General features: G+C 63.3%; 30 protein-coding genes. 12 read left to right on the top strand and 18 right to left on the bottom strand.

What is annotated here, in order from left to right; translation table 11 throughout:
* Positions 1 to 17: 17 nt before the first annotated feature.
* The 6 genes from FZI91_RS23680 to FZI91_RS09875 all read left to right on the top strand — a co-directional run bounded on the left by FZI91_RS23680 (position 18) and on the right by FZI91_RS09875 (position 4,410).
* Positions 18 to 857 (top strand): hypothetical protein, encoded by an 840-nt coding sequence (locus FZI91_RS23680; protein WP_375234349.1) that lies wholly within the window; start codon positions 18 to 20, stop codon positions 855 to 857.
* Between the two features lie 56 nt (positions 858 to 913).
* The gene (locus FZI91_RS09895) at positions 914 to 1,513 is read left to right on the top strand and encodes a DUF3558 family protein (RefSeq protein ID WP_155938841.1); all 600 of its coding nucleotides are present in this window, start codon (positions 914 to 916) and stop codon (positions 1,511 to 1,513) included.
* 155 nt (positions 1,514 to 1,668) lie between these two features.
* Positions 1,669 to 2,064: a hypothetical protein gene (locus FZI91_RS09890; RefSeq protein WP_155938840.1), complete on the top strand. Its 396-nt coding sequence runs from the start codon at positions 1,669 to 1,671 to the stop codon at positions 2,062 to 2,064.
* Between the two features lie 39 nt (positions 2,065 to 2,103).
* Positions 2,104 to 2,661 (top strand): DUF3558 family protein, encoded by a 558-nt coding sequence (locus FZI91_RS09885; protein ID WP_155939063.1) that lies wholly within the window; start codon positions 2,104 to 2,106, stop codon positions 2,659 to 2,661.
* 28 nt (positions 2,662 to 2,689) lie between these two features.
* On the top strand, positions 2,690 to 3,973 hold the full coding sequence (locus FZI91_RS09880; protein WP_155938839.1) for a hypothetical protein: 1,284 nt from the start codon (positions 2,690 to 2,692) through the stop codon (positions 3,971 to 3,973).
* Positions 3,974 to 3,978: 5 nt separating this feature from the next.
* Complete coding sequence (locus FZI91_RS09875) at positions 3,979 to 4,410, top strand: hypothetical protein (RefSeq protein WP_155938838.1); 432 nt, start codon at positions 3,979 to 3,981, stop codon at positions 4,408 to 4,410.
* Between the two features lie 31 nt (positions 4,411 to 4,441).
* On the opposite strand, the gene FZI91_RS09870 is transcribed toward FZI91_RS09875, so the two are convergent.
* From FZI91_RS09870 to FZI91_RS09850, 5 genes are all read right to left on the bottom strand, one after another.
* Positions 4,442 to 6,232: a PQQ-binding-like beta-propeller repeat protein gene (locus FZI91_RS09870; protein ID WP_155938837.1), complete on the bottom strand. Its 1,791-nt coding sequence runs from the start codon at positions 6,230 to 6,232 to the stop codon at positions 4,442 to 4,444.
* Positions 6,233 to 6,295: 63 nt separating this feature from the next.
* Entirely contained in the window at positions 6,296 to 6,730 is a 435-nt protein-coding gene (locus tag FZI91_RS09865) for a hypothetical protein (RefSeq protein WP_155938836.1), read from the bottom strand.
* 25 nt (positions 6,731 to 6,755) lie between these two features.
* Positions 6,756 to 7,238, bottom strand: a complete 483-nt coding sequence (locus FZI91_RS09860) for a VOC family protein (protein ID WP_155938835.1) — start codon at positions 7,236 to 7,238, stop codon at positions 6,756 to 6,758.
* A 30-nt stretch (positions 7,239 to 7,268) separates the two neighbouring features.
* Positions 7,269 to 8,603 carry a WS/DGAT domain-containing protein gene (locus FZI91_RS09855; RefSeq protein WP_155938834.1) on the bottom strand — a complete coding sequence of 445 codons (1,335 nt, stop codon included), beginning with the start codon at positions 8,601 to 8,603 and terminating at the stop codon, positions 7,269 to 7,271.
* Positions 8,604 to 8,613: 10 nt separating this feature from the next.
* Positions 8,614 to 10,155: a glycosyltransferase family 39 protein gene (locus FZI91_RS09850; protein WP_155938833.1), complete on the bottom strand. Its 1,542-nt coding sequence runs from the start codon at positions 10,153 to 10,155 to the stop codon at positions 8,614 to 8,616.
* A 39-nt stretch (positions 10,156 to 10,194) separates the two neighbouring features.
* On the opposite strand from FZI91_RS09850, the gene FZI91_RS09845 reads away from it, so the two are divergent.
* Positions 10,195 to 10,722: a DoxX family protein gene (locus FZI91_RS09845; RefSeq protein WP_162525813.1), complete on the top strand. Its 528-nt coding sequence runs from the start codon at positions 10,195 to 10,197 to the stop codon at positions 10,720 to 10,722.
* 118 nt (positions 10,723 to 10,840) lie between these two features.
* Positions 10,841 to 10,966: a hypothetical protein gene (locus tag FZI91_RS24095; protein ID WP_255455770.1), complete on the top strand. Its 126-nt coding sequence runs from the start codon at positions 10,841 to 10,843 to the stop codon at positions 10,964 to 10,966.
* A gap of 236 nt (positions 10,967 to 11,202) precedes the next feature.
* Here the strand turns inward: FZI91_RS24095 and FZI91_RS09840 are convergent, their stop codons facing one another.
* The 5 genes from FZI91_RS09840 to FZI91_RS09820 form a co-directional block, all read right to left on the bottom strand.
* Entirely contained in the window at positions 11,203 to 12,984 is a 1,782-nt protein-coding gene (locus FZI91_RS09840; RefSeq protein ID WP_309224080.1) for an ABC-F family ATP-binding cassette domain-containing protein, read from the bottom strand.
* Between the two features lie 7 nt (positions 12,985 to 12,991).
* Positions 12,992 to 14,206, bottom strand: coding sequence for an MFS transporter (locus tag FZI91_RS09835; protein ID WP_155939061.1), 1,215 nt, complete (start codon positions 14,204 to 14,206; stop codon positions 12,992 to 12,994).
* Between the two features lie 50 nt (positions 14,207 to 14,256).
* Complete coding sequence (locus FZI91_RS09830; RefSeq protein WP_162525823.1) at positions 14,257 to 15,282, bottom strand: PLP-dependent cysteine synthase family protein; 1,026 nt, start codon at positions 15,280 to 15,282, stop codon at positions 14,257 to 14,259.
* 169 nt (positions 15,283 to 15,451) lie between these two features.
* A complete protein-coding gene (locus FZI91_RS09825; protein ID WP_162525824.1) occupies positions 15,452 to 15,808 on the bottom strand; it encodes a hypothetical protein in 357 nt (118 codons plus the stop codon).
* A gap of 133 nt (positions 15,809 to 15,941) precedes the next feature.
* Positions 15,942 to 16,271 (bottom strand): hypothetical protein, encoded by a 330-nt coding sequence (locus FZI91_RS09820; protein WP_155938829.1) that lies wholly within the window; start codon positions 16,269 to 16,271, stop codon positions 15,942 to 15,944.
* A gap of 383 nt (positions 16,272 to 16,654) precedes the next feature.
* Here FZI91_RS09820 and FZI91_RS09815 point away from each other — a divergent pair, with 383 nt between their 5' ends.
* Entirely contained in the window at positions 16,655 to 18,175 is a 1,521-nt protein-coding gene (locus FZI91_RS09815) for a multicopper oxidase family protein (RefSeq protein WP_155938828.1), read from the top strand.
* A gap of 58 nt (positions 18,176 to 18,233) precedes the next feature.
* A complete protein-coding gene (locus FZI91_RS09810; RefSeq protein WP_162525495.1) occupies positions 18,234 to 18,599 on the top strand; it encodes a VOC family protein in 366 nt (121 codons plus the stop codon).
* A 308-nt stretch (positions 18,600 to 18,907) separates the two neighbouring features.
* Here FZI91_RS09810 and FZI91_RS09805 read toward each other — a convergent pair whose 3' ends face one another.
* The 3 genes from FZI91_RS09805 to FZI91_RS09795 form a co-directional block, all read right to left on the bottom strand.
* The gene (locus tag FZI91_RS09805) at positions 18,908 to 19,261 is read right to left on the bottom strand and encodes a hypothetical protein (protein ID WP_155938826.1); all 354 of its coding nucleotides are present in this window, start codon (positions 19,259 to 19,261) and stop codon (positions 18,908 to 18,910) included.
* 55 nt (positions 19,262 to 19,316) lie between these two features.
* Entirely contained in the window at positions 19,317 to 19,916 is a 600-nt protein-coding gene (locus FZI91_RS09800) for a hypothetical protein (protein WP_162525477.1), read from the bottom strand.
* A 121-nt stretch (positions 19,917 to 20,037) separates the two neighbouring features.
* Positions 20,038 to 20,397 carry a DUF1801 domain-containing protein gene (locus FZI91_RS09795; RefSeq protein ID WP_155938825.1) on the bottom strand — a complete coding sequence of 120 codons (360 nt, stop codon included), beginning with the start codon at positions 20,395 to 20,397 and terminating at the stop codon, positions 20,038 to 20,040.
* A 295-nt stretch (positions 20,398 to 20,692) separates the two neighbouring features.
* Here FZI91_RS09795 and FZI91_RS09790 point away from each other — a divergent pair, with 295 nt between their 5' ends.
* Complete coding sequence (locus tag FZI91_RS09790; protein WP_155938824.1) at positions 20,693 to 21,025, top strand: hypothetical protein; 333 nt, start codon at positions 20,693 to 20,695, stop codon at positions 21,023 to 21,025.
* A gap of 17 nt (positions 21,026 to 21,042) precedes the next feature.
* On the opposite strand, the gene ychF is transcribed toward FZI91_RS09790, so the two are convergent.
* Entirely contained in the window at positions 21,043 to 22,116 is a 1,074-nt protein-coding gene (gene ychF, locus FZI91_RS09785) for a redox-regulated ATPase YchF (RefSeq protein WP_162525476.1), read from the bottom strand.
* Positions 22,117 to 22,145: 29 nt separating this feature from the next.
* Between ychF and FZI91_RS09780 the strand changes: the two genes are divergently transcribed.
* Positions 22,146 to 22,493, top strand: a complete 348-nt coding sequence (locus tag FZI91_RS09780) for a DUF488 domain-containing protein (protein WP_162525475.1) — start codon at positions 22,146 to 22,148, stop codon at positions 22,491 to 22,493.
* On the opposite strand, the gene FZI91_RS09775 is transcribed toward FZI91_RS09780, so the two are convergent.
* From FZI91_RS09775 to FZI91_RS09760, 4 genes are all read right to left on the bottom strand, one after another.
* Positions 22,483 to 22,782: a hypothetical protein gene (locus FZI91_RS09775; RefSeq protein ID WP_162525474.1), complete on the bottom strand. Its 300-nt coding sequence runs from the start codon at positions 22,780 to 22,782 to the stop codon at positions 22,483 to 22,485. The two genes, FZI91_RS09780 and FZI91_RS09775, sit on opposite strands and share 11 nt — an antisense overlap.
* Positions 22,783 to 22,848: 66 nt before the next feature.
* Entirely contained in the window at positions 22,849 to 23,214 is a 366-nt protein-coding gene (locus FZI91_RS09770; RefSeq protein WP_155938821.1) for a hypothetical protein, read from the bottom strand.
* Positions 23,215 to 23,302: 88 nt separating this feature from the next.
* Entirely contained in the window at positions 23,303 to 23,488 is a 186-nt protein-coding gene (locus FZI91_RS09765) for a PspC domain-containing protein (RefSeq protein WP_155938820.1), read from the bottom strand.
* Between the two features lie 71 nt (positions 23,489 to 23,559).
* Positions 23,560 to 23,883 (bottom strand): hypothetical protein, encoded by a 324-nt coding sequence (locus FZI91_RS09760; RefSeq protein ID WP_155938819.1) that lies wholly within the window; start codon positions 23,881 to 23,883, stop codon positions 23,560 to 23,562.
* Positions 23,884 to 23,987: the final 104 nt, after the last annotated feature.

Here is a 23,987-nt window from a genome sequence, read left to right as displayed (position 1 = left end):
CATTGGTTCTTGTCGGTTTGGTGCTAGCAGGATGCACACACCATCGCGACAATGCCAACCCCACTCCCAGCGACACGAATCAACTGCCGATACCGTTCACCGGGCTGACCCAAGACCTTCGGGTCCAGTGGAGTGCAGAACCCGGTATTGATCTGCTCACAGGCCCGGCGGTCATCGTTCGGGCTTACCGCGAGTCATACATAGTTGGCGGACTCATGGCCAGCCCCAAGTTTTACTACCCTGGCTTCGAACACAGTGTCCCAACCAACAATCGCGGCTCGAATCTCCATGTACGGCCGTTGACCGTTGGCGATGCGGAGCTGCAGAGTAGCGGGTTCCAGACCACCACGCCCATCGTTGGCACCTGGCGACAACATCTACTGGCTCTGACCGGCGACCCCGCGTCCGGCTACACCGCAATAGTCTGCGATTGGAGCTACGCCACCGCTGCACAACAACCCGACAACCAATACCGGTACCCACACCGGCTGCCCCCTGAACTACCAGATACTGCAGATCCACTGACCGGAACCATGCCCGTACGAATCACGCTCACACCGCCTCCACCATCGGAAGCAGGTCACACCGCCATACCCCAACGCGGCGATGCACCCAATCCCACCGTAGATGTATTCGGCGGGTGGAGGATTCGCAGCGCGATTCACCTACCAACAGAGCTATATCCTGACGAACCCAACGCATGGCCTAGAGCAGACTATGGCCACGATCAGCTTGCGTGCCGTGATAAAGCGCCCGACTCCTACGAACGGCGCAAGTTCCTCGTCACCGGCGAACACCCGAGGACCGACTTCCCCACCCTGCCCGCCGACCCCGGCTGGCCGGCAGCAGGCACCTAAAGCCCCTGGCGTGTCCAAGGTCAGATAGATTGGTCCCGCAGACTCCGGAGGGGAACATGGCAATCGTGAGACAAGCTGCCGTACTTATCGTTTCGACAACGACTGTGCTGCTTTCGGGGTGCACGCATGACGGTATTCAAGGCACGCCAACCCCCGAATCCAGCGGAATCAGTGCCTACTCGTCTTCATCATCTGCCCCCGCCACTACAACGACGACAACAAGCGCGGACAGCGACCCAGTCAAAGGAACCACCTTCGACGCGTGTGCCGCGATAACCGACGCCGACGTTGCGACGTGGAATGTCGACCCCGCCAACAAGCGCGACGCACACACCACCGCGTTCGGCCAACGAGTCCGTGGGTGTGTCTGGGGTGGGCCAGATTGGTTTGTCAAGGTGTACGCCGTTGATGGGTCACTAGCGCAACTAGAGCAACCCAACAGTCGGTTCGACCGACAAGAACCAGTGCAAATCGGGTCGCGCTCCGGCTGGCTACTGCATGACAAGAGTTGGATTGCTTGCTCCGTCGGAATCCCGTCCCAGCAGGCCATCGCGGCCGTGCAAGTCGATCTCAAACTAGATCTGACTCGGAAGCACTACGACCAATGCCCACTCGCCCTGCGGATCATGACGCAGATCCAGCCGAAAATACCCTGACGGCGCGGCCGGTTCATGCCACAGACCGGTTGTGACGTGCTCATACCCGCGGCGCAGCGAAATCTTTCAGAAAAGATGGAACCAAATCGGGCCAACCGACGTCTGAGGTGTATATAGGACAAACCTGTCCGTGTGACCAGCGAGGGGAAGCATCCATGCCTGGAGATTCAGGGCTCGAAATGCAGAAGCTGCACCTAGCGCCCGGAGCAGCAACGAAGGTTTCGCAAGAGTTCAAGGCAACCGTCGATAAGTTAGAGGAATTGCGGAGCCAAGCAGCCTCCTTCGCCCTTGACCTCGGCATGGGCGCATGCGCCGAAGGCACTTCCTGGAACAAGGCGCTAACTGAGTTGGTAACTGGCGATTCAGCCTCTGTCGCCGCAGTGATCGACGCCCACATCGACACCGTGCGGACTTGGGCCGAGTGGGCAGCGGTCGCGCAGAACGAGTACGACAACACCGAACACCAGAGCACGGGCTCGTTCAAGTCGCTCGACAACAACCTCGACGAAAATGGGCTACACCGGGCCTATCCGACACCGACATATGGATAAGGGAATCAATCGATGAGGTTGTCGGCGGCCGTGTCGGCCATGTCCATACTGTTGCTGTCCGGCTGCACTCAGGGCGGTATCGAAGGCACACCAACTGCTGGATCCGCGGCGACCTCAGCGAGTTCGTCCGCTTCGCCAGACAGCACGTCCCCCACTACAACAACGGTCGCTAACAGCAACCCGGTAAAGGGAACCAGCTTCGACGCGTGCACGGCGATCACTGACGCCGATGTTGTGACGTGGGGGGTCAACCCCGGAAAGCGCGACGCGCACACCACAGCATTTGGCCAGAATGTTCGCGGTTGCATCTGGGACGGACCCAAGTGGGGCATCAAAGTGTATGCGGTTGACGGATCCATTTCTCAGTTCGAGCAGCCCAAGGACAGGTGGGATCGTCACGAGATCGTCACCATTGGTTCGCAATCGGGATGGCTGCTACACGACAAGGATGGGATGAGCTGCACCATCGTCGTTCCGTCGCAACAAGCTCTCGCCACTGTTCAAGTTGACCTCAACCTGGACGAGACCAGACAGAGACTGGACCAGTGCCCGCTCGCGCTGCGCATCATGACGCAGATCGAGCCGAAAATACCTTAGGCCCAACAGTTTTCAGGAGGAGAAAATCATGGGGAAGCAGATCCAAAAGGAGTCCTGGGAAGGCCACGACCACCAGTCGGTCTACAACGCAGCCCAGGCATTCCAGAGTGGAAGCCCGAACACCGCCCAGGAATCGATCAACGGCATTGCTCAGCAGCTGAGTGAGATCATGCAGGCTCTCGGCGGGAAAGTGCAGGGCATGCTGATTCAGGACTGGCAGGGCGAGGCCGCGCTCACGTTGCAGTCCAAGATGTCTGAATACTTCCGAGCCTCAGAACAAGCCACCATCTACATCAGGCGCTTGGCCAGCAACATGCCGCCGTTGGCCGATGCGATGAGCACCGCGAAGTCACACATTGAGCCGCCCATGAGCGAGACCGATGTTGCGATCAAAAAGAAGTCCGGCATGTCTGACGCCAAGATCGCTCAGCTTAAGGACGACGATGCAAAGTACGCCCGCAGCCAAATCGTCAGTCTCTTCAGCGACCCCGTCGTGCGTGAGGGCAGCCAGGTCACTGACCTTCAGCCGCCAAAGGCTCACAACCCGGGGAATATCACCCTTCCTCAGCAGGAGAACCGTCCCGAAAACGGTATTCAGAACGTCAGCAACAACACCGGGAGCCCGAACGGCAGCGGCAGCCAAAACCCAAGCGATCCAAGCAAGCTCGCCGACAAGAACACCAGGCCTGCCTTCAACGAAGGCTCGGGAAACCCGAGTGGGCAAGGCCAGGGCCAGGGTGGCGGCCAAGGCCAAGGCGGAGGTTCGGGTGGCGGCGCCCCACAAGGCGGCGGAGGCTCTGGCGGCGGACTCGGCAATGCCCTCAGCGGCTTAGGTACCGGCACCGACAAGACCGGAACAGGCTTGCCGCTGGGCTCCACGACCGCGGCGGGCTACCACTCTCCGACCGGAACAGGTTCGGGCACAGGAACTCTCAGTGGAGGCCCGGGCTCGCTGCGTGGCGGCGCGGGCATCCCCGGAGCGGGAACCGGCGGCCCCGGCACCAACGCGGCCGGCATCGGCGGCGCCGGAGTCCGCGGCGGCGGTGTGGGCATGGGTGGCATGGGCATGATGGGCGGCGCGGGCGCACACGGCCGCGGCGGCAAGGGCGAAGAGGATGACGAACACCAGACACCCGAATTCCTGATCAACTGGGACAACGGCAATGAGCTGTTCGGCGACCTGCCTCCGGCCTCCCCCGGCGTCATCGGCGACTGGACCGAACACGAACGCGCCGAGAAGCAGCGCCGTGAATCAGAGAAACGCCGCTACAAGTCCATGGGCTGGGACGTCGACTTCGGCGACGAGAAGTAACAGAGATGTCGGATCGGCATGACGCCATCGATATGCTCGGCCAGCTCGCGCCGCGCGAAACCGCACGCATGGCAGGCACATTGGCACCCACATTGGATGAAGCCATGCTCTGGCTCAAACGCATCCACCGCGTCGCCGCCGAATTCTGGGATGGCTACCCCGAGATAACGCTGCCGCTGCCCGCCGACCTAGCGGACGAGGTGTTCACCAAAATCAGCGAAACCACCGAAGACCTCACCCGCCACCAATTGTGGATTATCTTCACCGACCTCGGGGCCTATGCCGAAAGCTCCACCACTAGCCATCTTAACAACGCGCACACCCTCGACAACGTCGCGCGATACACGCTCAACGACATCGGCACCCGACTCGTGCCAGAACTCCTCGCCCACCTGCAGCGGGCGTACCAGCCGCGCAACACCTTCGGCGAACCGTAACGGCGGCAAGATACCCTGCAACGCACCGCCGCTACCCGGGGCTGGTGAGACCCACGATTAGGGGAGCCACGTCGTCGCCACCGCCACAAGAGGCCACCACGGCACCGGGGACCGCCTTGATCTGCTCAACCGCCCGGTTCGCGCCACACGGCGACGGCGAGGTGATGGGCTCTGCGTCGACGCGGGCCGGGTCCAACACGTGCAGCGGCATCGGATCGCCCGCGGCGCGGCGCCCAGTGTTGATCACCAACCGATGCTGCAACCAGGCTGCGTCGGTGAAGTAAGGATCACGGAATGGCGCAAGACGTAGCGGTGCGGATTCGTGCGTGCGGTAGTTCCGCAGGACTGGTATCTGACCAACGGTGCTGAGTAGCAGATAACCGTCAAAGGCTCGGCCGACCGGGATCGCGCCCGTGATTTTGTCGATGACATGACCGGTCGAATCAATCACGGACGTCACATCTTTCGCATCCGGCCACTTGTATACAGTTGCAGGCTCGGTCACGTACACATCATTATCGGCCGAAACGTCGAGCCACCCGTGATCGGTCTCACCGAGGATGTTTCCGGTATACGCATCGACAAGTGACGATTGCCTGCTGCCACATTCGTTTGAAATGAATTGTCCGGACACGCCCTCCGAAAGGTTTGTACTGCAAGAGAGCTCCCTGCTCCAACGCACCTGGCCCGTCCGAGGGTCGAGAGAATCCAGACGGGTCTTGTCGTCCACCGGGCCTGTTGAGATTCGTGTCGCGATGGCCAGGGCATCAACCCAACCGGTGACCTTAGGATAGTCGCCGTCATATTGTCTACGCCACAACACTTTTCCGGAACTTCCATCCAGCGCGACCAGGCCGCCACCAACCAGCAACACGACAATGCCGACCCTGTCGTCGCGATCTCGCCACGCGACGTTGACGCTCCGCAGCATCGAATGACCTGCGTCCGACTCCAAGGTGCCGAAGCCTGTCGCACGCCAACGCACTACCCCGGTGGGGCCGTCGTAGGCGACCACTTCGTTGTCCTCGTAGGTCACAAATCCGTTGCCTACTGGGTAAATGTCCGCGGTGTCGGTGCTGGCGGCCCGTGGGCCAAGTTCGGGTCGTAGCTTGTAACGGACGACTCCCAGCGCGTCGGGCACCGCCGCCGGCGTCGCCGCTATCGCGGTCAGACTCGGGTACCAAACACTGGAACGATACCTTTCGGTAGCCCAGCAACACACCGCTGAAATCACAAGTACCGCTACGACAAAAGCGCTGATCACCGCGTAAAGCGGCACCTTGTGTTTGAAGAGCGCAACCGCAGCGCCTATCACCACGGCTGATAGCACTGTCAGGATCGCCGCTCGCCAAAGAACCGTGACTCCAGTGGTATCAACAAAACGAGATATCCCCAGATCGTCAAAGAATCCGCCGAGCCAGAGCGGAACCACAACAGCCGCTACGACTATCATCTCGACGCCGACTACTCCGGCTAGTGTCGAACGCCCACCGGTTCTCAGCTTCGGCCGAGCCGCCGTTCCGACCAACACAACCGCAGCAGCGACTAGAACCAGCCATGATGCCAATGTTGTTCGCGCAGAGATCAAGTCGGTCGCCGGCCGAAGTACGATCGCCAGGATCATCAAAACAATCGCAGCTATCGCCGCTGCCGCGGCAAACCCAACACCGAGACCGGCGACCGACCGGCGAACCAACGACGGCCCCGCGTCATCTGCCTCTGTGCGACGAGATCCGGTCTGATCGGCTGAGCTCGGCGTCGCATCGGGCTCGCCTTCTGCCGCCCCTTCGATCGCCGGCTCCCCAGATTTGTCGCCGCTCATGGACCCTCCCCAGACGTCTGTTGGCTACGTGCACACTATGCGCACGGACTCGGGCCGCAGTAACTATCCGTCGGTCGTCGGCGGCAGATCGTCGGCAGCATTGCCGTTCAGCAGCTCGCGCAGCTGGTCGCGGTGCTGCTCCAATAGCTCATGGAGCTGGCGCATCTGAAGCAACGCCAACTCGGTGCTCTCCGCACCCGGTGAGTGTTGCACCGCCATCTGCCGCAGCGCGCTGATCTGCCCCTGCATCTGCAGAACGCGAGACCTTTCCTGTTCCAGTTCGCGCCGATAGTTCAGCGACTGCGCAACGCGGCCGGATTCGGAACTGCCGGGCCTTGTGCTGGTGAGTTCATCCCGCAGTTGTGTGCGGCGCTCAGCTCGCTCGTCGACGGCCTGCTGTTCGGCCTGGGCAAGTCGGTCCTCGCGCCGTCTCCGATGCCTGGTGCATTTCGGACAGCGACAACCGCGCGTGTACCCGATGCAACCCTCGACAGCCACACACCAAGTGTATGAAGCCCCGCAATCACGCCTTAGCGGCGGCCACCGCCTCCCGCGCTACCACCAGGTCGAGCTTGCGCATACCCATCATGGCCTGCATCGCCGCATTGCCGGTGACGGGATCGGAGTGGAACAACAGGTCGATCAGCTCACGCGGAACGACCTGCCAGGAGACCCCGAATTTGTCCTTGAGCCAACCGCATTGGGACTCCTCTCCCCCATCTGCGGTCAGCGCATCCCAGTAGCGGTCAACTTCCTCCTGCGATTCACAGTCGATCTGCAGTGAGATCGCCTCATCGAAGGTGAACTGCGGCCCACCGTTGAGGGCGGTGTAGCGCTGCCCATCGAGTTCGAATTCGACGGTGAGCACCATGCCCTCCAGCTGAGGAGTGTTCGGCCCGTAATGAGTGACTTCGAGAATCCGAGAGTTCGGAAACACGGACACATAGAACGTGGCGGCCTCTTCGGCCTGGGTGTCGAACCAGAGACACGGGATAATCGTTGGCATATCGGTATCGACCGGCGCCGACCAGAAAACTCATCGCAAGCCGCGAGACACCGTATCCAGTGCCTCGGCCAGCAGGCTCTCGTAATGATCGATATCGGGCATCACCGCCGCGCTGGTGTGCACGCTCACCGTCACCGTGTCGCCGATCCCGTGCACCCCGTGCGTCAGGCCCATCACCGGCGACAGTGCGGGGAACCCGGCGGTGAACACCACTCGTCCACCCGCCAGCGTCAGGTCGGCGGCGCCCCTGACCACGCTCGACACCACGGTGTTACCGGCGACGGTCGGCGGCATGAGATCGGCGTTGAAGGCGTTGACGCCGGCCCACATCATCGGCGCGGGCATCGCGCTACCGCCTTCACGTTGCGCGACCATCACCGGATGCGCGGCCCGACGCCGTCTGTTCTCGATGCCCTCGGTGATTCGCTGCGCCCGGATACGCAGGTCCGGCTCGTTCCAGTGCAGGTCGACGCCGACGTTCCGGAAATTGTTGCGGGCCAGGGATTCTCCGGAGTCGGCGACGGTGAGTTCGGCACCGAGCCTCTCTGGAACCCACTGACCATGATCGCGCAAGTACTGCGGTAGCGCCGTGCCGATCGCCGCCACAACGGCGACGGTCACGCTCACCGGGGGTGCCCGAAGCTCCTCGCGTGGTCGCACAATCATCCGGATCTCGTGGCGCTCGTCGGGCCTGGCATTGAGTGAAATCAACGGGAAGCCTTGCGGTTCGGGCTCCAGCTCACCCGCCGCGACCAACTCCTGCTGCCGTCGATAGGCCAGATAGCCGCCCCTGCTCGCACCCAGCAGCCGTCCCAGCTTCGCCGGGAAATCCGCCACACCGCGCAGGACCGTCAGCGGGGGCACCTCGGGAACTGGGCCGCCCGTAGGTGCGTCAGCACCGAACAGTGCACGCGCTGCGGCAGTGGAGCGTCGACCGTCGGCCAGTGCGTGCGACACCTGCAGCACCGCCACCAGCGCCGGACCAGAAGTCTCTGGCGCGCCCACAACGTCCGGGAAAATATGCAGATGCCAAGGACTTTCGCGAATATCTACGGTGCCCGTCAGCAGCGCGGCGACCGCCGATCGACACTCCGACCAACTGGGTTCGGCGAGCGAATGCACCGTCAACGGCAGATGCGATTCGTCGCGTGGCCCCCAGTAGGGATAGTCGAGGTGGCCTGGAACGTCGACGGCCCGCACCCGCAGATCGGCGATACGGACAGCACGCGCGGCCACGGTCGACCGCACGGCCTCGAGACCGGCGGTGGGCCCATCGAAGCAGAACAACAGGAACTGGTCGTTCGGAATCTTCGTCGACATCCAGTACATCTGGGCGTCACGAGGCGCCATCTGTTCGACCGTCATCGGGTGCCTACTAGAAGGTGCGCCACTGATCCCATAGCTGTTGCCACGGCGCAATTCTGCCGTAGTACCGGTAGACATGCGCCTCGTCCTCGTCAGGCGCATGCAGCAGCTCGATCCGCTGTACCCCCCGGAACCCCTGGGCAAGTGTGGGATCCGGGTCGTCGACACCGATGTACATCATGTCCGTCATCGATTCCGGCGGCGCCCCAAAGTAGTAGTAGCCGCGGTGGAAACTGAAGGCCCGGGAGGTACCCGCACGTCCGGCCTCGACGTCGTAGGCGGCGGCCATCGGATAAATCTGCGCCACCAGTGCGGTGCGGTCGCGCACGTCCGACGGCATCGACTCGTAGGTGTCCCGGGCCACCCGGCGCAGCCCTTCGGTCGAGTGATCCCCTCCGGCCAGCATGGTGGGCCCCATCGCCCCGGCCCAGGAAAACCAACGCGCCGCAGCCGATTCGGACACGATCGGAAGCCGAACGATCGCCATCACCACCGATGCCGCGGTTACCAGCGCGATGAGTCCATAGACGACGCCGCGCACTGCGGGCCGCACCGGTCGCCACCGTGAAAGGCCCACCGCACCCGCGGCAATCAGCAGTGCATACAACCCCATGGCGTAGTAGGCACGCCCGTGGGAGGCGAACATGAACGCCCCGACCAGTACCGCCGCAATGCCGAGATACCGATAGGACCGCAGCGACGGCGCCGCCAACAGCGCCACCATCCCAGCCAGCAGCATTACCAATCCGATGACCGCGGAACCGATGAGCATCCCGGCCAGTAGTGCCGCACCGCGCTCGGATTCGGCCGCCACGATGCCGACCATCCGCAGGTACGGCCAACCATGGGTCGCCTGCCAGATGAGAGTCGGGACGGTGGCCACCACCGCAACCGCCGCCCCGATCCACAGCTTCGGACGACGCAGCAGCGCACGCGGTCCGAGGACCGCCGCGCCGAGCAGCACCGCCAACCACAAAGCAGGAATTAGGAACTTGGTCTGCATGCTGACCGCGGTGACGACTCCCGCCCATAGCAGCAGCCGATCGTCGGGCAGCCCTTCGCGGTAGCCGCGCGTCCAGCGCACCAACAGCCAGCACACCACCGCCCACAGTGCCGGATCGATCGCCGGCGTCTGCAGCCAGTGGGCGAGGATCTGGAACATGGCGGTGGCATAGGCGATCGCCGACAGCGACTGCGTCAGGCGCCCACCGCCCAGCTCCGCGGCGATCAGCCCACACATCAACGTCCCGATCGCCACCGCCGCCGTCGCCGCCAGGCGCAGCACGAACAACGATCCGGGCGCGAGGTTGTCGGCCATGCCGGCGATGAACGGCACCAGCGGAGGCTGGTCAAAGTAGCCCCACGACAGGTGGTCGCGTCCCGCGACAACAAAGTAGGCCTCGTCGAAGAAGTACCCGTAACCCCTGCTCGCCCACCCGAACACCAGGGCCGTCAGCGCGGTGATCGTCGTCAGGTCGCCACGCGCAATCCGCACGGGAGGTAGGCCGGGGACGTCATTGCCGTCGTCGTACCGGGAAGTGACCGCCGCCATAGCGAATTCACCCTAGCGCCCGTGCCATAGACTTCCGGCGTGCCGCGCACCGGTGAATACAGTGAATCCTTGACCCGCAACAATATTGGGCTGCTGGCCCTGCGTGTCGCGTTGGGCGCGGTGCTGTGCTGGAGCGGTATCGAAGCCCTATTCGGGCCCACGCCATCCGCGCAGATCATCGGATCGCCGGCACATTCCTACCCGGATCTGGCGGCGCAGGTGCTCGTCGGCGCGTACACGATCGGCGGCGCCATGCTGGTAGTCGGCCTGCTCACTCCCTTCGGCGCCTGCGCCGTACTGGCCGCGATGTTGTATGTGGGGCTGCACGGCTACTCCATGCGAACCGGGTTGGGAGTTGCCCCCGACTGGGACTGGATCAAGATGCCGTTGGTGCTCGGCGTGGGCGCGATTTCCGTGATCCTGCTGGGGCCGGGACGCGTCTCCGTGGACGGCCGATTCGGGCGCACACAATGGCCGCCGGCAGCGTCGACGGTGCTTGTGGTGGCCGGAATCGGGGCCGCGATTGCCGCCTGGGTACTTGTCAAGGACACGAATCCGCTTTCTTAAGGATTCAGCAAGGCCGTTCATGGTCTATGACCTGGGCAGATGCCCTCTCCGAAAATTGCCAGACTTTTCCGAATCGTGACTCAATGATTTCTTAATAGTGACCCCTACTGTTCAGTACATGACGAACGAGGAATTCGGTGCCACGGTCATCGAGATCGACTTCGAAGCCATCTACAGCGGCGAGCTGCTGGTTGAGGGCGACAACTCGGAGCAGACCGATGAGTGGTTCCCGCTAGCCGGATAACGGCAGGTAGGCGAACCCCATAGGGGGACGCATCGGCGAGGCGCGTAGCGCATCGCATGCCGGGCCCAGTCCCGGATGTTTCTCACTCATCCATCCGTTCACAGACGCGGGCAGTCACACCGACTGCCCGCGTTCTTTATTTAAGATCCCGCATCCGCGAGTGTGCGTCCACGCAGAGAAAAGCGCCGAAATCTCTGTGTAGACGCACACTGGACGTGACATCTGCCCTGGCCGAACTACTCAAGCTCTTCGGCGAGTTCCATCCAGCGCACTTCGGCGGCACCCTTGTCGGCGACGACCGCGTTGAGTTCGGCCGTCAGGCTCACCACCCGGTCCGGGTCGGTGGCGTGCTGTGCGAGCTGCTGATGCAGCACCGCCTCACGATCGTCGAACTTGGCAACAGCCCGTTCGAGCCGGCCGAGTTCCTTTTGCGCGGCCCGCTGCGCCGCACCGTCGCGGCCGCGATCCGGTGCGGACTTTAAGGGGCCAGTCACCGTAGGCGTGTGCCGGCGCAGGTACTCCTCGATGCCGCCGGGCAGGTTGGTCAGCTTGCCGTCACCGAACAGCGCCCAGGTGGAATCACAGACACGCTCGATGAGGTATCGATCGTGGCTGACCACCACCAATGTCCCCGCCCAGCCGTCCAGCAGATCCTCCACCTGCTGCAGGGTCTCGATATCCAGGTCGTTGGTGGGCTCGTCGAGAATAAGTACGTTCGGCTCCGCCATAAGCACACGCGTCAGCTGAAGCCGGCGACGCTCGCCACCGGAGAGGTCGCCCACCGGCGTGCGTTGCCGTGCCGGGCTGAAACCGAGCATCTCGGCAACCTGTGACGCGGACATCTCTTTGTCCCCCAGCGTGATTCGCAGGGCGATCTCCTCGATCGCGTCGAGCATCCGGATATCGCCCGGCAGATCGTCGAGTTCCTGACGCAGCCAGCCAATGCTGACCGTCTTGCCCTCCTTGCGATGCCCGGCAGCCAAGGGCACCGCACCGGCAAGCACCCGCAACAGGGTCGTCTTCCCGGATCCGTTGACCCCCACCAGGCCGATGCGTTCACCGGGCGCCAAACGCCAGGTCAGGTCCTGTACCAGTTCCTCGCCGCCGGGCGTTGTCACCGTCGCATCTTCAAGCTCGATGACGATGCGTCCCAACCGCCGGCGCGCAAACGCGGTGAGCGCCACGGAGTCTCGTGGCGGCGGTACATCGGCAATCAAGGCTTCGGCCGCCTCGATCCGATACCGGGGCTTGGAGGTGCGCGCAGGCGGACCGCGCCGCAACCAGGCCAGCTCCTTGCGCGCGAGATTGCGGCGACGCGCTTCCGCGGCGTCCGCCTGCCGCCCACGTTCGGCACGCGCGAAAGTCCAGTCGGCGTACCCGCCTTCGTAGGATTCGACGCTGCCGTCGACCACTTCCCAGGTGCGGGAGGCGACGGTGTCGAGGAACCATCGGTCGTGGGTGACGACCACTAGCGCGGTGCGCCGTGCCAGAAGATGTTCGGCGAGCCACTGCACGCCTTCGACGTCCAGATGGTTCGTGGGCTCGTCGAGGATCAGCAGGTCCAGATCGCGCACGAGTGCGGCGGCGAGGCCGACCCGGCGCCGCTGGCCGCCGGACAGCTGATCAACGCGTCTGTCCAGACCGAGCCCCGCGACCCCGAGACCGTCGAGAATAGAGCGGATCCGCGCGTCGCCTGCCCATTCGTGCTCGGCGACACCCAGGGGCGCGATCACGACATCGAACACCGTCGCGCCGTCGAGGTCGTCGCGCTGGGTGACGACGGCCTGCCGCAGGTCCCCGACGCGGCTCACGCGGCCCTGATCGGCCGGCTCGATGCCCGCGAGCACCTCCAACAGCGTGGTCTTGCCTCCGCCGTTGAGACCCACCACCCCGATGCGGTCCCCCTCCTGCACCCCCAGACTGACGTTCGAGAGCAACGGCTTGACGCCGTATGACTTCGAAACGTTCTCGAGGTTGACAAGGTTGACGGACTTCGCGGGGATGGTCATGGCCCCCACAAACTACTCAGGCACGGGCGGCCGGCGCCACTTCCCTGCCCTGGTCGAGCATCCCCGCCCGCCGCAGCGCTAGCAGCGCGACCGCACACACCACACCCACACCGGTCAACGATACCCAGAGCAATGCGGGCGTGCCGTGCTGCTGCGAGTACCCGAAGATGGTGCCGGTCAAGAGGTTTCCGGCCAGAATGCCGACACCGACGATCGTGTTGTACAACCCGTAGTGCGTGGCAACCAGCCGGTTACGCGCCAGGGTGACCACCGTGTCCATCTCGAACGGGAAGGTCGCGATGGTTCCGACGGCCAACAGCGCCGCCGAGAACAGCAGCGCGGCGACCGCCAGGACCGATCCGGCGGTGCCGGCCGTCGGTAACAGCGCCAACGGCACGAAGGCAGCGGCGATGACCAGCATCCCGAGTACCAGGCTGCGGCTGGGACCGAATCGTGCCGAGAGCCACCGGGTGAGCCGCAGTTGCCCGGCTATCGCCACCAGACCAGATACGACGAAGATGCTTGTCACCAACACCGTTTCGGACTTCTTGTCATCCGTCAGTAAGGCCGCCTGGAACGGCAATGCGAGGTACACCTGGAACGTCAGCACGTATGAGCCGATCATGGCGCCCGAAAACAGCAGGAAAGCCTTGTTGGACACCACCGAACGCCACTCGGACAACACCGGCTGCCTATCCGCCTCCTGCTCGGCACGGTTTGGCGGCAGAGCCATCAGCTGAACCACCGTCAAGATCGCGAACACCGCCGCGGCGACCGCGCAGGTAATCCGGAAGTCCCACGCCGTCAACGCCAGACCGACGATCGGGCCAAACAGAATGCCGGCCTGATAGAAGACGTTGAAGACGGCGAAGGCTTCCACCCTGCGCTCACCCGAGTCCGCCGCCAGGTAGGCGCGCACCGCGGGATTGAACAGGGCGCCCGCGAAACCCGTTGCAGCCGAGGCGATCAGTATCGCCGGCAGTGATCCGACGAAGGCCAGCATCAGGAATCCACCGGTGCGCAGCAGACATCCGGCGATGATCAGCGGCTTGTAGCCGAACCGGTCGGCCAGGGTTCCGCCGACCAGGAACATCCCCTGCTGCGAGAAGTTACGGACACCCAGGACCAGCCCCACCATCCAGGCGGCCAAACCCAGTGGCCCGGCCAGATACCCAGCCAGGTAAGGCATCAGCATGTAGAAACCGACGTTGATGGCAAATTGGTTCACCATCAACACCTGGCTGGGCCGATCGAAAGTCCGGAACTGCCGGAACGTCTGGATCACGCCGTCCGTCCTATGGGGTCCACCACACGGGTCAGTCTGGTCCACCGGTCTACCACTCGGTCCGCCGGATCGTCGATCACATCGGGATCCTGCGCCGGCGGGCGGTCCAGCAGGTTGTGCTCGCGGCAGTAGTCGTCGTCGTAGATTGTGCCGTGGTAGCGCATTGGGCCGTCGGGGAAAACGGCCGCGACGCGGGTACCCGGGGCGGACGTGCGGGCCACCCAGCCTGCGACCAACGCGACGGCGCCAACACTCCATCCGCCGCTAGCGTGATAGCTGGCGGCCAGGGTCCGGGCCGCCCAAACCGCTTCATTGGGTGCGACCCAATGAGCTTCGTCGAACGCGCTGTAATCGACATTGCCCGGATAGATGCTCGACCCGAGGCCGCGCATCAGCCGCGTGCTGGCGGGCTGACCGAAGATGGTGGAGCCGATGGTGTCGACGCCCACGAGACGTAGGTCCGGATTATGTTCCCGCAGTACCCGTCCCACGCCCGAGGAATGTCCGCCGGTGCCCACCGAGCAGACGAGGGTGTCCACGGTGCCCAACTGGTCGATCAGTTCCTCGGCAAGCCCTCGGTAGGCTTCGACGTTGTCGGGATTCTGGTACTGGTCGGGGCACCATGAATCGGTTTCGACGGAAAGAATTTCGGCGACGCGATCCTTGCGCGCCTGCTGCCATCCGCCGACCGGATGTGGCTCGGCGACGATGTCCACGCGCGCACCATAGGCCGTCAGCATCTGCACGATGATGGGCTCCAAACCCGGATCGCAGACGAGAGTGACCGGATGGCGATAGATGATTCCGGCCAGTGCCAGCCCCAAACCAAGTGTTCCACTGGTGGATTCGACGATCATGGCGCCGGGCTTGAGGTCGCCGCGCGTCCTGGCTTGCTCGATCATGTACAGGGCGGGGCGGTCTTTCATACCGTTGGGGTTGTGGGCTTCGAGTTTTGCCCAGAAGCCCGTATCGGGCCCCGAAAACGGTTCGGCCACCCACAGCACCGGGGTGTTGCCCACCAAGGTGTTGGGGTCGTGGAACCGCGGCCCCAGATGGGTGCAGCTACGGCGAGATGACAGAGCAATGCTGTTATTCATGAAGGATCCCTGCGTGAGGGCCGCATGAGGCGGCCGGGAAGCTGATGACGGCATGTGTGGGCATGGCGGAACTCCGCTTGGCCCAAAGAGCCGATCAGCGCCGAAGGACGCAGAGATTGGAGAGTATGTCGCGGCCCGTCCGGGCCGCCTGATAGCCGACGGGTAGCGGCGGCCCGCGGGAGAGATGTGCGGCCACCGGCTGGAACACCAACGTGGCGAGCGCCAACGCCGCCAGCACAATGAGAACCCGCAGCGGGTTGTGGCCTCGGGTCAGCGCGACCAGCCCGTCCACGGTCTGGCATGACATCTGATGCACCGCATTGTCGAGGTGCGCATGGATGGCCGACGGACCGTGCCCAACGAGTGCGGCATGCGTCGCCTGATGATGCGGGGCGGGGGCGGCACTAGCGCTACCCGAGACGCAATGCAGGATCGGCAGACTCGCGACGATCCCGACCAATACCGCAACAAGCCACAGTCGACCCTGGCCACGCGTACGGCGCACCCTGGTCAGCATGGAGCCAGGCTAGCACGGTTTCGCATACCCTCACGGGGTATGTGACCTGATCGCTACCTAACCGAGGTCAGCACTCAACACTGACATGCATCACCCGGTAATCCAGCACCTGCACCAATGGACTCGTCGGGTCGGCCCCACGCACGCGCTGCCAGCGATACTCCGACCGCCCCTCACGCACCGAGGTCGCGATGCATTCGGTCAACGGCGCGCTGCCGCGGCGGTTGATGACAACCTTGTCGCCCCTGGCCTTCAGCGAGGTGACGACGACCTCGGCATCTCCAAGGTTCTTGGGGCCAGCGTCGGCGATCGGAGCGCCGACAGCGGCGATGACACCGGCAGTTGCGGCAGCCACGCAGAGGCCGCCGATGCGGTGGAAAATGCTGCGTCCGTACATGCGATTCCCTACGTTTGTGCCGCACTTAGCGCGGCGAAGACTTCACTGGCAGACAGGCGATATGCCGTGGCCCACGGCATGCGGAATGCGTCTGCGATGACACCTACAGAGTCATGCGACACCGCGCCTGTGGCGACTGTGCAATGAAGAACGGGGGCGGCGATCACGCCTGCGATGACCAGAGCGACCCACCGCGGCAGGCGGGCGACGTTCAGCACGTCACCACAGCCCGCGTACGGACATCCGACGCGACGTAGCCCCGCCACACCGGTTGCAGTTCACCATTGGACGGCAACACATGCCGACGCTAGCATGCAATTGCCTATATATACCCCTACGGGGTATATATAGAGGGTCTTCGACATCCCGGTTCAGGAGGAACAATGGCGTCTGGAATCCGACCAATGATTGGCCGGCGCGAGCTACTGCGGCTCGGTATGACAGTGGCCGCGGCGGGATTCGTCGCATCGTGCACCAGGAACTCCACGGGAACTGCTACACCACAACGCGTTACTGCCGACTCTCCGCGAGTCGCGGCGGCAGAGGCGGCCCGACGCGGCCCGTCGGCACAGATCCGACAATTCACCTTGAATGCCGGCCCCACTCAAATCGACCTCGCTGGAACGCCCGCGTCGACATGGGCATACGGCGGACGGGTACCCGGGCACGAGATCCGCGTGCGCAAGGGAGAAATACTTCGCGTGCAAACAGTCAACAATCTCCCGGCACCCACCACGGTGCATTGGCATGGCCTCGCGCTGCGCAACGACATGGACGGCGTACCTGGCCTCACCCAACCGGAGATCCCACCGACGGGAACGTTCGACTACGAGTTCGCGGTGCCGCACCCGGGCACGTACTGGTTCCACCCCCACGTCGGGACGCAGATCGATCGCGGGCTCTACGCACCGCTGATCATCGAGGATCCCGATGACGGCGGCCAGTACGACGAGGAACTCGTGGTGGCCCTCGACGACTGGATCGACGGCACCGGCACCGATCCCGATCGAGTCCTGGAGGAGTTGCGCACCAAGGGAATGCCACCGATGGATCACTCCATGGGAGGCATGCGAGTCGACCCGACGGCGCCGCTCGGCATGGACAGCGGCGACGTGAAGTATCCGTACTATCTGGCCAATGGCCGGGTGGCCGCCGATCCACAGACGGTCACCTACCGCGCCGGACAACGCGTGCGGTTGCGCATCATCAACGCCGGTGGCGACACGGCGTTCCGGGTCAGTATCCCCGGCGTTCCCATGACCGTCACCCACACCGATGGCTTCCCGGTGCAGCCGTACAAGGCCGACACCATCCTGGTCACTATGGGCGAGCGCGTCGATGCCGTCGTCACCATCCCGGCTGCGTCGGTGCCGCTTGTGGCCGTGCCCGAAGGGAAAGATGGCTTTGCGCAATTGATTCTGCGTTCAGGTGACACCCCGGTACTCGGGCGTGCGCAGGACGCCGCCATGCTGATGAAGTCCCAAGTGCCACTGGATACTTCGACGCTGACCGCCACCCCCGAGGTTCAACTTCAGCAGCGCAACCCCGACGTCACGCATGACGTGCGGTTGGCCGGGCCCGTCGGCAAGTACACGTGGACCATCAACGGCAAGACCTACGATCCGCGCGATGGCCTGCCCGTGCGCGAAGGGCAGCGGGCGCGTCTGCGGTTCATCAACGACTCGATGATGTTCCACCCCATGCATCTGCATGGGCACACCTTCGCGGTGCGCGACGCCAAGGGCGGTCACCGCGCCAGGAAGGACACCGTCCTCGTCGCCCCGATGAAAACCGTCGAGGTGGACTTCGACGCCGATAACCCCGGACAGTGGCTTACTCACTGCCACAACATCTATCACGGCGAGACCGGAATGATGACCGTGGTGTCCTACGTGCAAGACTGACACGCTGGCGATTTCTTAGGACACAAACAAGTGCCCGCCTATGAGCGACAATGCTCGAGTGGCGAATCGTTGGTTCGGACTCACCATTGACTGCACGGATCCCACGCGGCTCGCGTTGTTCTGGGGTGCGCTGCTCGACCTTGCGCCCTCTACCGAACACGGCGACGATCCGGACTGGGCAACGTTGGGCTCACGAACGGGCAGCCAACCCCGACTTACCTTTCAGCGGGTACCGGAGCCGAAGACTTCAAAGGTGCGGTTGCACCTCGATGTCGACGTCGACGACATCGAGGCCGCTCGCGCGCAGGTCGAAAGCCTCGGAGGATCCTGGTCGGGTGAACGTCACGACTATGACGAAGGCGTTGTGCTCGTCATGCTCGATCCCGAGAGACACGAATTCTGCCTCGTCCAGTTCTACGAGTGACGTCAATTCCCAAGCGGCAGAGGACTGCACGCACCCCTGCCACTACGGCCCCAGTTGACGATCAAGCTGCACAACCCAGTCGCCGCCCGCCAATCGCCCATTGACTAATACGTCGCGATAGTCCAAAGCAGCCAGTTCGACTCCGTCTTGAATCCACCGCTGATTGCCATCAGCTGCGAAAACGATCGCTGCTTGTATGCGTTCCGAATTCGAAGCGCCTCCAACGAGTCGAATCCCCTCTGCCGCGGTTTCGGGGTCAGGGAAGTCGCGCACGACCCTCCGACGAAGGCGCGAGGAGACGGCGTCTGTCATGTTGACGGATGTTCTTGGCTGGAGTGATCGTCAAACCACGCCACGACCTCATCTTCGGCTTGCGCGGAGACGTTTTCCGCGAGGCACTCATTGCAGCGGGCATGCCAGCCCTGCTCGTCTCGCCAGGTATGCGGCCGGCCATGTGCCACCCAGTCTGGTGACCACTTGACCGCAAACGCATAGTCGATCCGAGTAGTGACCGCCCAGGACAGCGTCTTCATTATCTGTTCTGACAGCCCAAATTCATGGAAGGCGTTCGTCGTCTTCATCTCATCAAGCACTGCGTGATGCAAGAGCTCGAGATCCCGCGATTCCCATGGGTCGCTGTCCCGTATGACTTTCAGGCCCATACGTTGAACGTACGCGGCGGTTGGCCACGACGCCGACGATGCTGGAGTCGTCGCCCTATGACGCAATCGTCGGATCTTCGAACCCGATCGCCCGCATCTTGTCGGCAGAGAAGACGACCATGATTTCGTCGCCGAACATGACCACGTCGTCTACCGAATGCGGCTTGGGAATCGCGGCCACGAACCACACCGCAGCCGAGGCAAAATCTACGCGGACGGCAGCCGGCACCTCGACCACTCTCGGCGCACCGACAACGCAACCACGCCGATCAGTCGCCGGCCCCAATTCAATGCTCTCCCATATCGGGACCGCCCGCCGTATTGGTTGCCCAACCAGCGGCTGCCACCGCGACATCCCAATCGGTCCGTTGCGCTCGCACCCGCTCTCACCAACGAACAGGCACTGGATCGGCTCGTTAAAGACCTCGACACCGTGGGGGTGAAAGGCGTTGGTCCACGTGATCGTGCGAGGCCCCGAATCAGTCGTCAACTGGACGCCCATCACAGCGTGATGCCAATCGCCGTAGTCCCACTGAGCGGGCTCAGGCTCTTCGGTTTGCAAGTCCCAATAGTCGACAGCCTCGATCCGCAATCCCGCGAGTCCTTCGACCTTCGCTTCGAACGCGGTCCGCGTCGACCGCTCGTGACTGAACACAGAGCCATTATCACCATAGGTGGGAGCCTCAACGCCTACACGTTGAAACGGAATTCGACCGCATTCCGGCACAGAGCAACCTCTGAACCGACCCGAAGATGGCCGACCGAATCTCGCCCCGTCACTCAATCGCGCCGCGGACGATCTCGGCAACACGCTGCTCGGTGACATCGTCGAGCCCATCGAAGTACCAGGCCGCAGGAATCAACAGCCCGTCTTGGCCTCCGGCCGGCTTGAGCGCCGCCTTTTCGCTCACGCCAAGGCTCATCAGGTCGTCGTTCCGGAAGAAAACGAGGACGGGACTGCTCGCGGACTTGGCATAGCCCGGCATCCCGTACCAAATACGCGGCTTGAGATCGGGTGCAGCAGCGACGATCACATCGTGCATGCGCCGCATGACACCCCGCGCAGGCTCATCCATCCCCGCGATCTTGTCGAGGACCTGCCGCAGGTTCTTGTCGTCCTTCGTAGCCACTGTCATGTCCTTTCGTCCGCCGGTATCGGTGTACCGGCGCAATGGAATTGGCGCGCCAGAAGGCGCAGCACCCCATTCGGACATGTCCTGATCAGTTCAGGCCTCTCCGCAATGATTCAGGTGATCGTTCACCTGGAAGCGCAGAACGTGGCAGACACCGTCGCCACGTGACTCAGATTAACACCCAGGTCAGGCATTGAAACGGAACTCCACCAGATTGCGCAGCCGATCAACATCCACAACCTAGGTCGTTACCCCAGACCAAACGCAAGCCTGCTTACCTAAGGCTAGGGTGCGCCTCATGGTCGAGAACGCGCGAGACGCCGGCGTCATCCTCGAGTGTCTATGGGCGACTGTCAGCGGACCGTTTTTCGAGGACTGGGAGTTCGAGACGCTCATGGGGTTTGGCCGGGACGAGATCCGCCGCATCGCAGAGTCCTGGCCCACCGCGGAGGACGATCGTGCCCAGAGGATCGCCGTCAACAACGCTCTCAACAACTTGCTCAGCTACCCGCACAACCGATGGGACGTATGGCATGACTACATCTCATCCACGCCGACTGAGATAGCAGGGGTGTATGAACGATTTCTACGGAATGCTAAGACCGACAGATACTTTGACCGATTGATGTGAGCCGTTGCAGGTTGCCACTACACGTTGAAGCGGAACTCGACCACGTCCCCGTCGACCATGACGTATTCCTTGCCTTCCATCCGCACCTTGCCCGCCGACTTGGCGGCGGCCATCGAACCCGCCTCGACGAGGTCGGCGTAGGACACCACCTCGGCCTTGATGAAGCCCTTCTCGAAATCAGTGTGGATGACGCCGGCCGCCTTCGGCGCGGTATCGCCCTGATGAATCGTCCACGCCCGCGCCTCTTTTGGCCCGGCCGTCAGGTATGTCTGCAGCTTCAACGTATGGAAACCCGCATGCGCCAACGCATCCAGGCCTCGCTCGGTCTGCCCGATCGATTCCAACAGCTCGGCTGCGGACTCCTCGTCCAGCTCCTGCAGCTCCGACTCGATCTTCGCGTCCAGGAACACCGCATCGGCCGGCGCCACCAGCTCACGCAGCTGCGCCACTCGCGCCTCATCCCCCAGCACTGCCTCGTCGGCGTTGAACACATACAGGAAAGGCTTGGTGGTCATCAGGTTCAGCTCGCGCACCGCCGACCAGTCCTGCCCCGTCGAGAACAAGGTGTTGCCCGCGTCAAGCACCTCTTGGGCGGCCTTGGCGGCATCGGCGAGGGGCTGACGCTCCTTCTTGGTCTTGGCTTCCTTCTCCAGCCGCGGCACCGCCTTCTCCAGCGTCTGCATGTCGGCGAGAATGAGCTCGGTCTCGATCACCTCGATATCGGCCGCCGGATCGACCCGGCCGTCGACGTGAACAACGTCGTCATCGGCGAACACCCGCACCACCTGGCAGATGGCATCGCATTCGCGGATGTTGGCCAGGAACTTGTTCCCGAGCCCCGCGCCTTCGGAGGCGCCCTTGACGATCCCGGCGATGTCGACGAACGTCACGGTCGCCGGCAGCGTCCGTGCCGAACCGAACACCTCGGCCAGCTTGTCCAGGCGCGGGTCCGGCAGCGGCACCACGCCCTCGTTCGGTTCGATGGTCGCAAACGGGTAGTTGGCCGCTAGCACGTTATTGCGGGTCAGCGCATTAAACAGCGTCGACTTCCCGACGTTCGGCAGACCAACGATTCCCAAGTTCAGGCTCACGGGAAGGAAAGTCTACGGACAATGCTCTGGTGACCTATCGCACCAAGCGGATCTACGAGTCCCCCGACCCCTCGGACGGATACCGCGTCCTCGTCGATCGCCTCTGGCCGCGCGGTGTCAGCAAGGCCGCCGCACAGGTCGATCTCTGGTTCAAGGACGTCGCACCAAGCCCCGACCTGCGCGTCCGCTGGCACCACGCCCCGCCCGAGGATTGGGCCGTCTACGCCGAGGAGTACCGCGCCGAGCTGGCCAGCAACCCTGCCGTGGACGCTGTGCATGAACTCGAGCGCGAACATGGCACCGTCACGCTGCTCTATGCCGCCAAAGACCCGCAACACAATCACGCGATCGTGCTGCTCGACGTGCTCAGCAGGTGATGTCGACGTACACCACCCTGCTGTTCACCAGCATCGAACCGCCCCAGCTTCCACCCGGCACATTGATCGACGCACCCGGCGCGAGGAACCGCCCCTGCCGTACAGCGGTCGACTTGCAATCAGCCATGGCTCCGTTGCCCACGCGGTTGACGATCACGATGTTGCCGCGCGACTCCAGGTCGGCGATCACATCGGCGGCGCTGTCTCCATCGGGAGCGGCGTGCGCCGGCGGTGCCGCGAGCAGCGCGCCCGCGACTATGAGTGCCAAACCTGCGTAACGAACGTTCATGGATGCTCCTGGATGAAACCGCGTTACCCGCGGCATGACTGATAGGGACGGATCACACCGGCCCTGTCAGCACCTATTCACACAGCCCTTGAGCAACACCACACGACCCCCGTTGCCGACAATTCGTTGCAGCACAGACGATCCCCGCGTCGCGGTGAGCAGTACATAACGCAGCACGAACCCCGACACCAGCAGCATTGCCCCGACGAGGATCCCCCGACACATCTTGGCGATCTGCACGACCTGCGCGAAGGCGTCAACCTGTGGTGCGTCCGCCGGTGCGGCGCTCGCTTCCTCCTGGTCGAGGGCATGCACCGACGCCATCGACGCGGGATGGCCCACAACACTTCCCGGGTTCACCACCACGAAGCACAGCACACCGGCGATAAGGCCCAGCGCGATAACCCGTAGGGGGTAGTCGTACCGTCGCATGACCGCACACTAACCCACGGTTAGCCTGGTTGCCGACCCTCATACACCCGTTGGTTACGAAAAATTAACTTCCGGCGAGCGGACGTATTTATCGTTCTCGCGGAATGAACACCCATAACACCAGGTAGGCAAGCACCTGCGGCCCGGGAAGCAGGATCGATGCGACCGTGAGCACCCTGACGATCGTGACGTCCCATCCGAAGCGCCGCGCGATTCCCGCGCACACCCCGCCGATCATCGCCCCAGCGCGGGGCCGTCGCAGTGCAGTAGTCATGACATCACCTTAGGTCGCCGAAACACCCTGGCCCATCGGGGAAGTCCCTGATCTTTTCCGGGCTGGGCGACTCAACATTTCAGGTCCACGTAGTAGGTGCCGTGGTCCAGGACGCTCGCCGGGGCCGAGTTGGAATCGGCTCCGACGGGCCGCTCGTACCGGATTATCGTGGGCCCCTGCCGCACCCGGGTTACCGCGCATTTATCCAGTGGCTTATCGCCCGAACGGTTGACGATGACGTAATTTCCCTGCGCCTCAAGGGAACTGATCACTGTCTCGGCATCGCCGGAACCCTGCGGGCCCGCATGTGCAACGGCCGCCAGCGCCACCGCCGCAACTGGAAGAACCACCATCATGGCGTCCAAAGCCGTTGCAAACCACGCCGTTTTGGTCATGTATCAACGCTACGAGCGGGGACCACGAGGGGCATCAGGGAACGCCCCGATCTTTCCCTGAACTTGAACAGTGAGTAGATGTACCGGCCCAGCACGAGCGGGCG

This window comes from Mycobacteroides sp. CBMA 271 (assembly GCF_009729205.1).
In the GTDB taxonomy this organism is placed as follows: domain Bacteria; phylum Actinomycetota; class Actinomycetes; order Mycobacteriales; family Mycobacteriaceae; genus Mycobacterium.
The sequence above is the reverse complement of the archived record's forward strand: the minus strand, read 5'-3'. Positions and strand labels throughout refer to the sequence as shown.

Excerpts from the sequence above, each read along its gene's own strand:
- FZI91_RS09895 (WP_155938841.1), top strand. The coding sequence starts at position 914 with ATGGCAATCGTGAGACAAGCTGCCGTACTTATCGTTTCGACAACGACT.
- FZI91_RS09890 (WP_155938840.1), top strand. The coding sequence starts at position 1,669 with ATGCCTGGAGATTCAGGGCTCGAAATGCAGAAGCTGCACCTAGCGCCC.
- FZI91_RS09885 (WP_155939063.1), top strand. The coding sequence starts at position 2,104 with ATGTCCATACTGTTGCTGTCCGGCTGCACTCAGGGCGGTATCGAAGGC.
- FZI91_RS09880 (WP_155938839.1), top strand. The coding sequence starts at position 2,690 with ATGGGGAAGCAGATCCAAAAGGAGTCCTGGGAAGGCCACGACCACCAG.
- FZI91_RS09875 (WP_155938838.1), top strand. The coding sequence starts at position 3,979 with ATGTCGGATCGGCATGACGCCATCGATATGCTCGGCCAGCTCGCGCCG.
- FZI91_RS09870 (WP_155938837.1), bottom strand. The coding sequence starts at position 6,232 with ATGAGCGGCGACAAATCTGGGGAGCCGGCGATCGAAGGGGCGGCAGAA.
- FZI91_RS09860 (WP_155938835.1), bottom strand. The coding sequence starts at position 7,238 with ATGCCAACGATTATCCCGTGTCTCTGGTTCGACACCCAGGCCGAAGAG.
- FZI91_RS09855 (WP_155938834.1), bottom strand. The coding sequence starts at position 8,603 with ATGACGGTCGAACAGATGGCGCCTCGTGACGCCCAGATGTACTGGATG.
- FZI91_RS09850 (WP_155938833.1), bottom strand. The coding sequence starts at position 10,155 with ATGGCGGCGGTCACTTCCCGGTACGACGACGGCAATGACGTCCCCGGC.
- FZI91_RS24095 (WP_255455770.1), top strand. The coding sequence starts at position 10,841 with ATGACGAACGAGGAATTCGGTGCCACGGTCATCGAGATCGACTTCGAA.
- FZI91_RS09835 (WP_155939061.1), bottom strand. The coding sequence starts at position 14,206 with ATGGTGAACCAATTTGCCATCAACGTCGGTTTCTACATGCTGATGCCT.
- FZI91_RS09820 (WP_155938829.1), bottom strand. The coding sequence starts at position 16,271 with ATGTACGGACGCAGCATTTTCCACCGCATCGGCGGCCTCTGCGTGGCT.
- FZI91_RS09815 (WP_155938828.1), top strand. The coding sequence starts at position 16,655 with ATGGCGTCTGGAATCCGACCAATGATTGGCCGGCGCGAGCTACTGCGG.
- FZI91_RS09805 (WP_155938826.1), bottom strand. The coding sequence starts at position 19,261 with ATGGGCCTGAAAGTCATACGGGACAGCGACCCATGGGAATCGCGGGAT.
- FZI91_RS09795 (WP_155938825.1), bottom strand. The coding sequence starts at position 20,397 with ATGACAGTGGCTACGAAGGACGACAAGAACCTGCGGCAGGTCCTCGAC.
- FZI91_RS09790 (WP_155938824.1), top strand. The coding sequence starts at position 20,693 with ATGGTCGAGAACGCGCGAGACGCCGGCGTCATCCTCGAGTGTCTATGG.
- FZI91_RS09775 (WP_162525474.1), bottom strand. The coding sequence starts at position 22,782 with ATGAACGTTCGTTACGCAGGTTTGGCACTCATAGTCGCGGGCGCGCTG.
- FZI91_RS09770 (WP_155938821.1), bottom strand. The coding sequence starts at position 23,214 with ATGCGACGGTACGACTACCCCCTACGGGTTATCGCGCTGGGCCTTATC.
- FZI91_RS09765 (WP_155938820.1), bottom strand. The coding sequence starts at position 23,488 with ATGACTACTGCACTGCGACGGCCCCGCGCTGGGGCGATGATCGGCGGG.
- FZI91_RS09760 (WP_155938819.1), bottom strand. The coding sequence starts at position 23,883 with ATGACCAAAACGGCGTGGTTTGCAACGGCTTTGGACGCCATGATGGTG.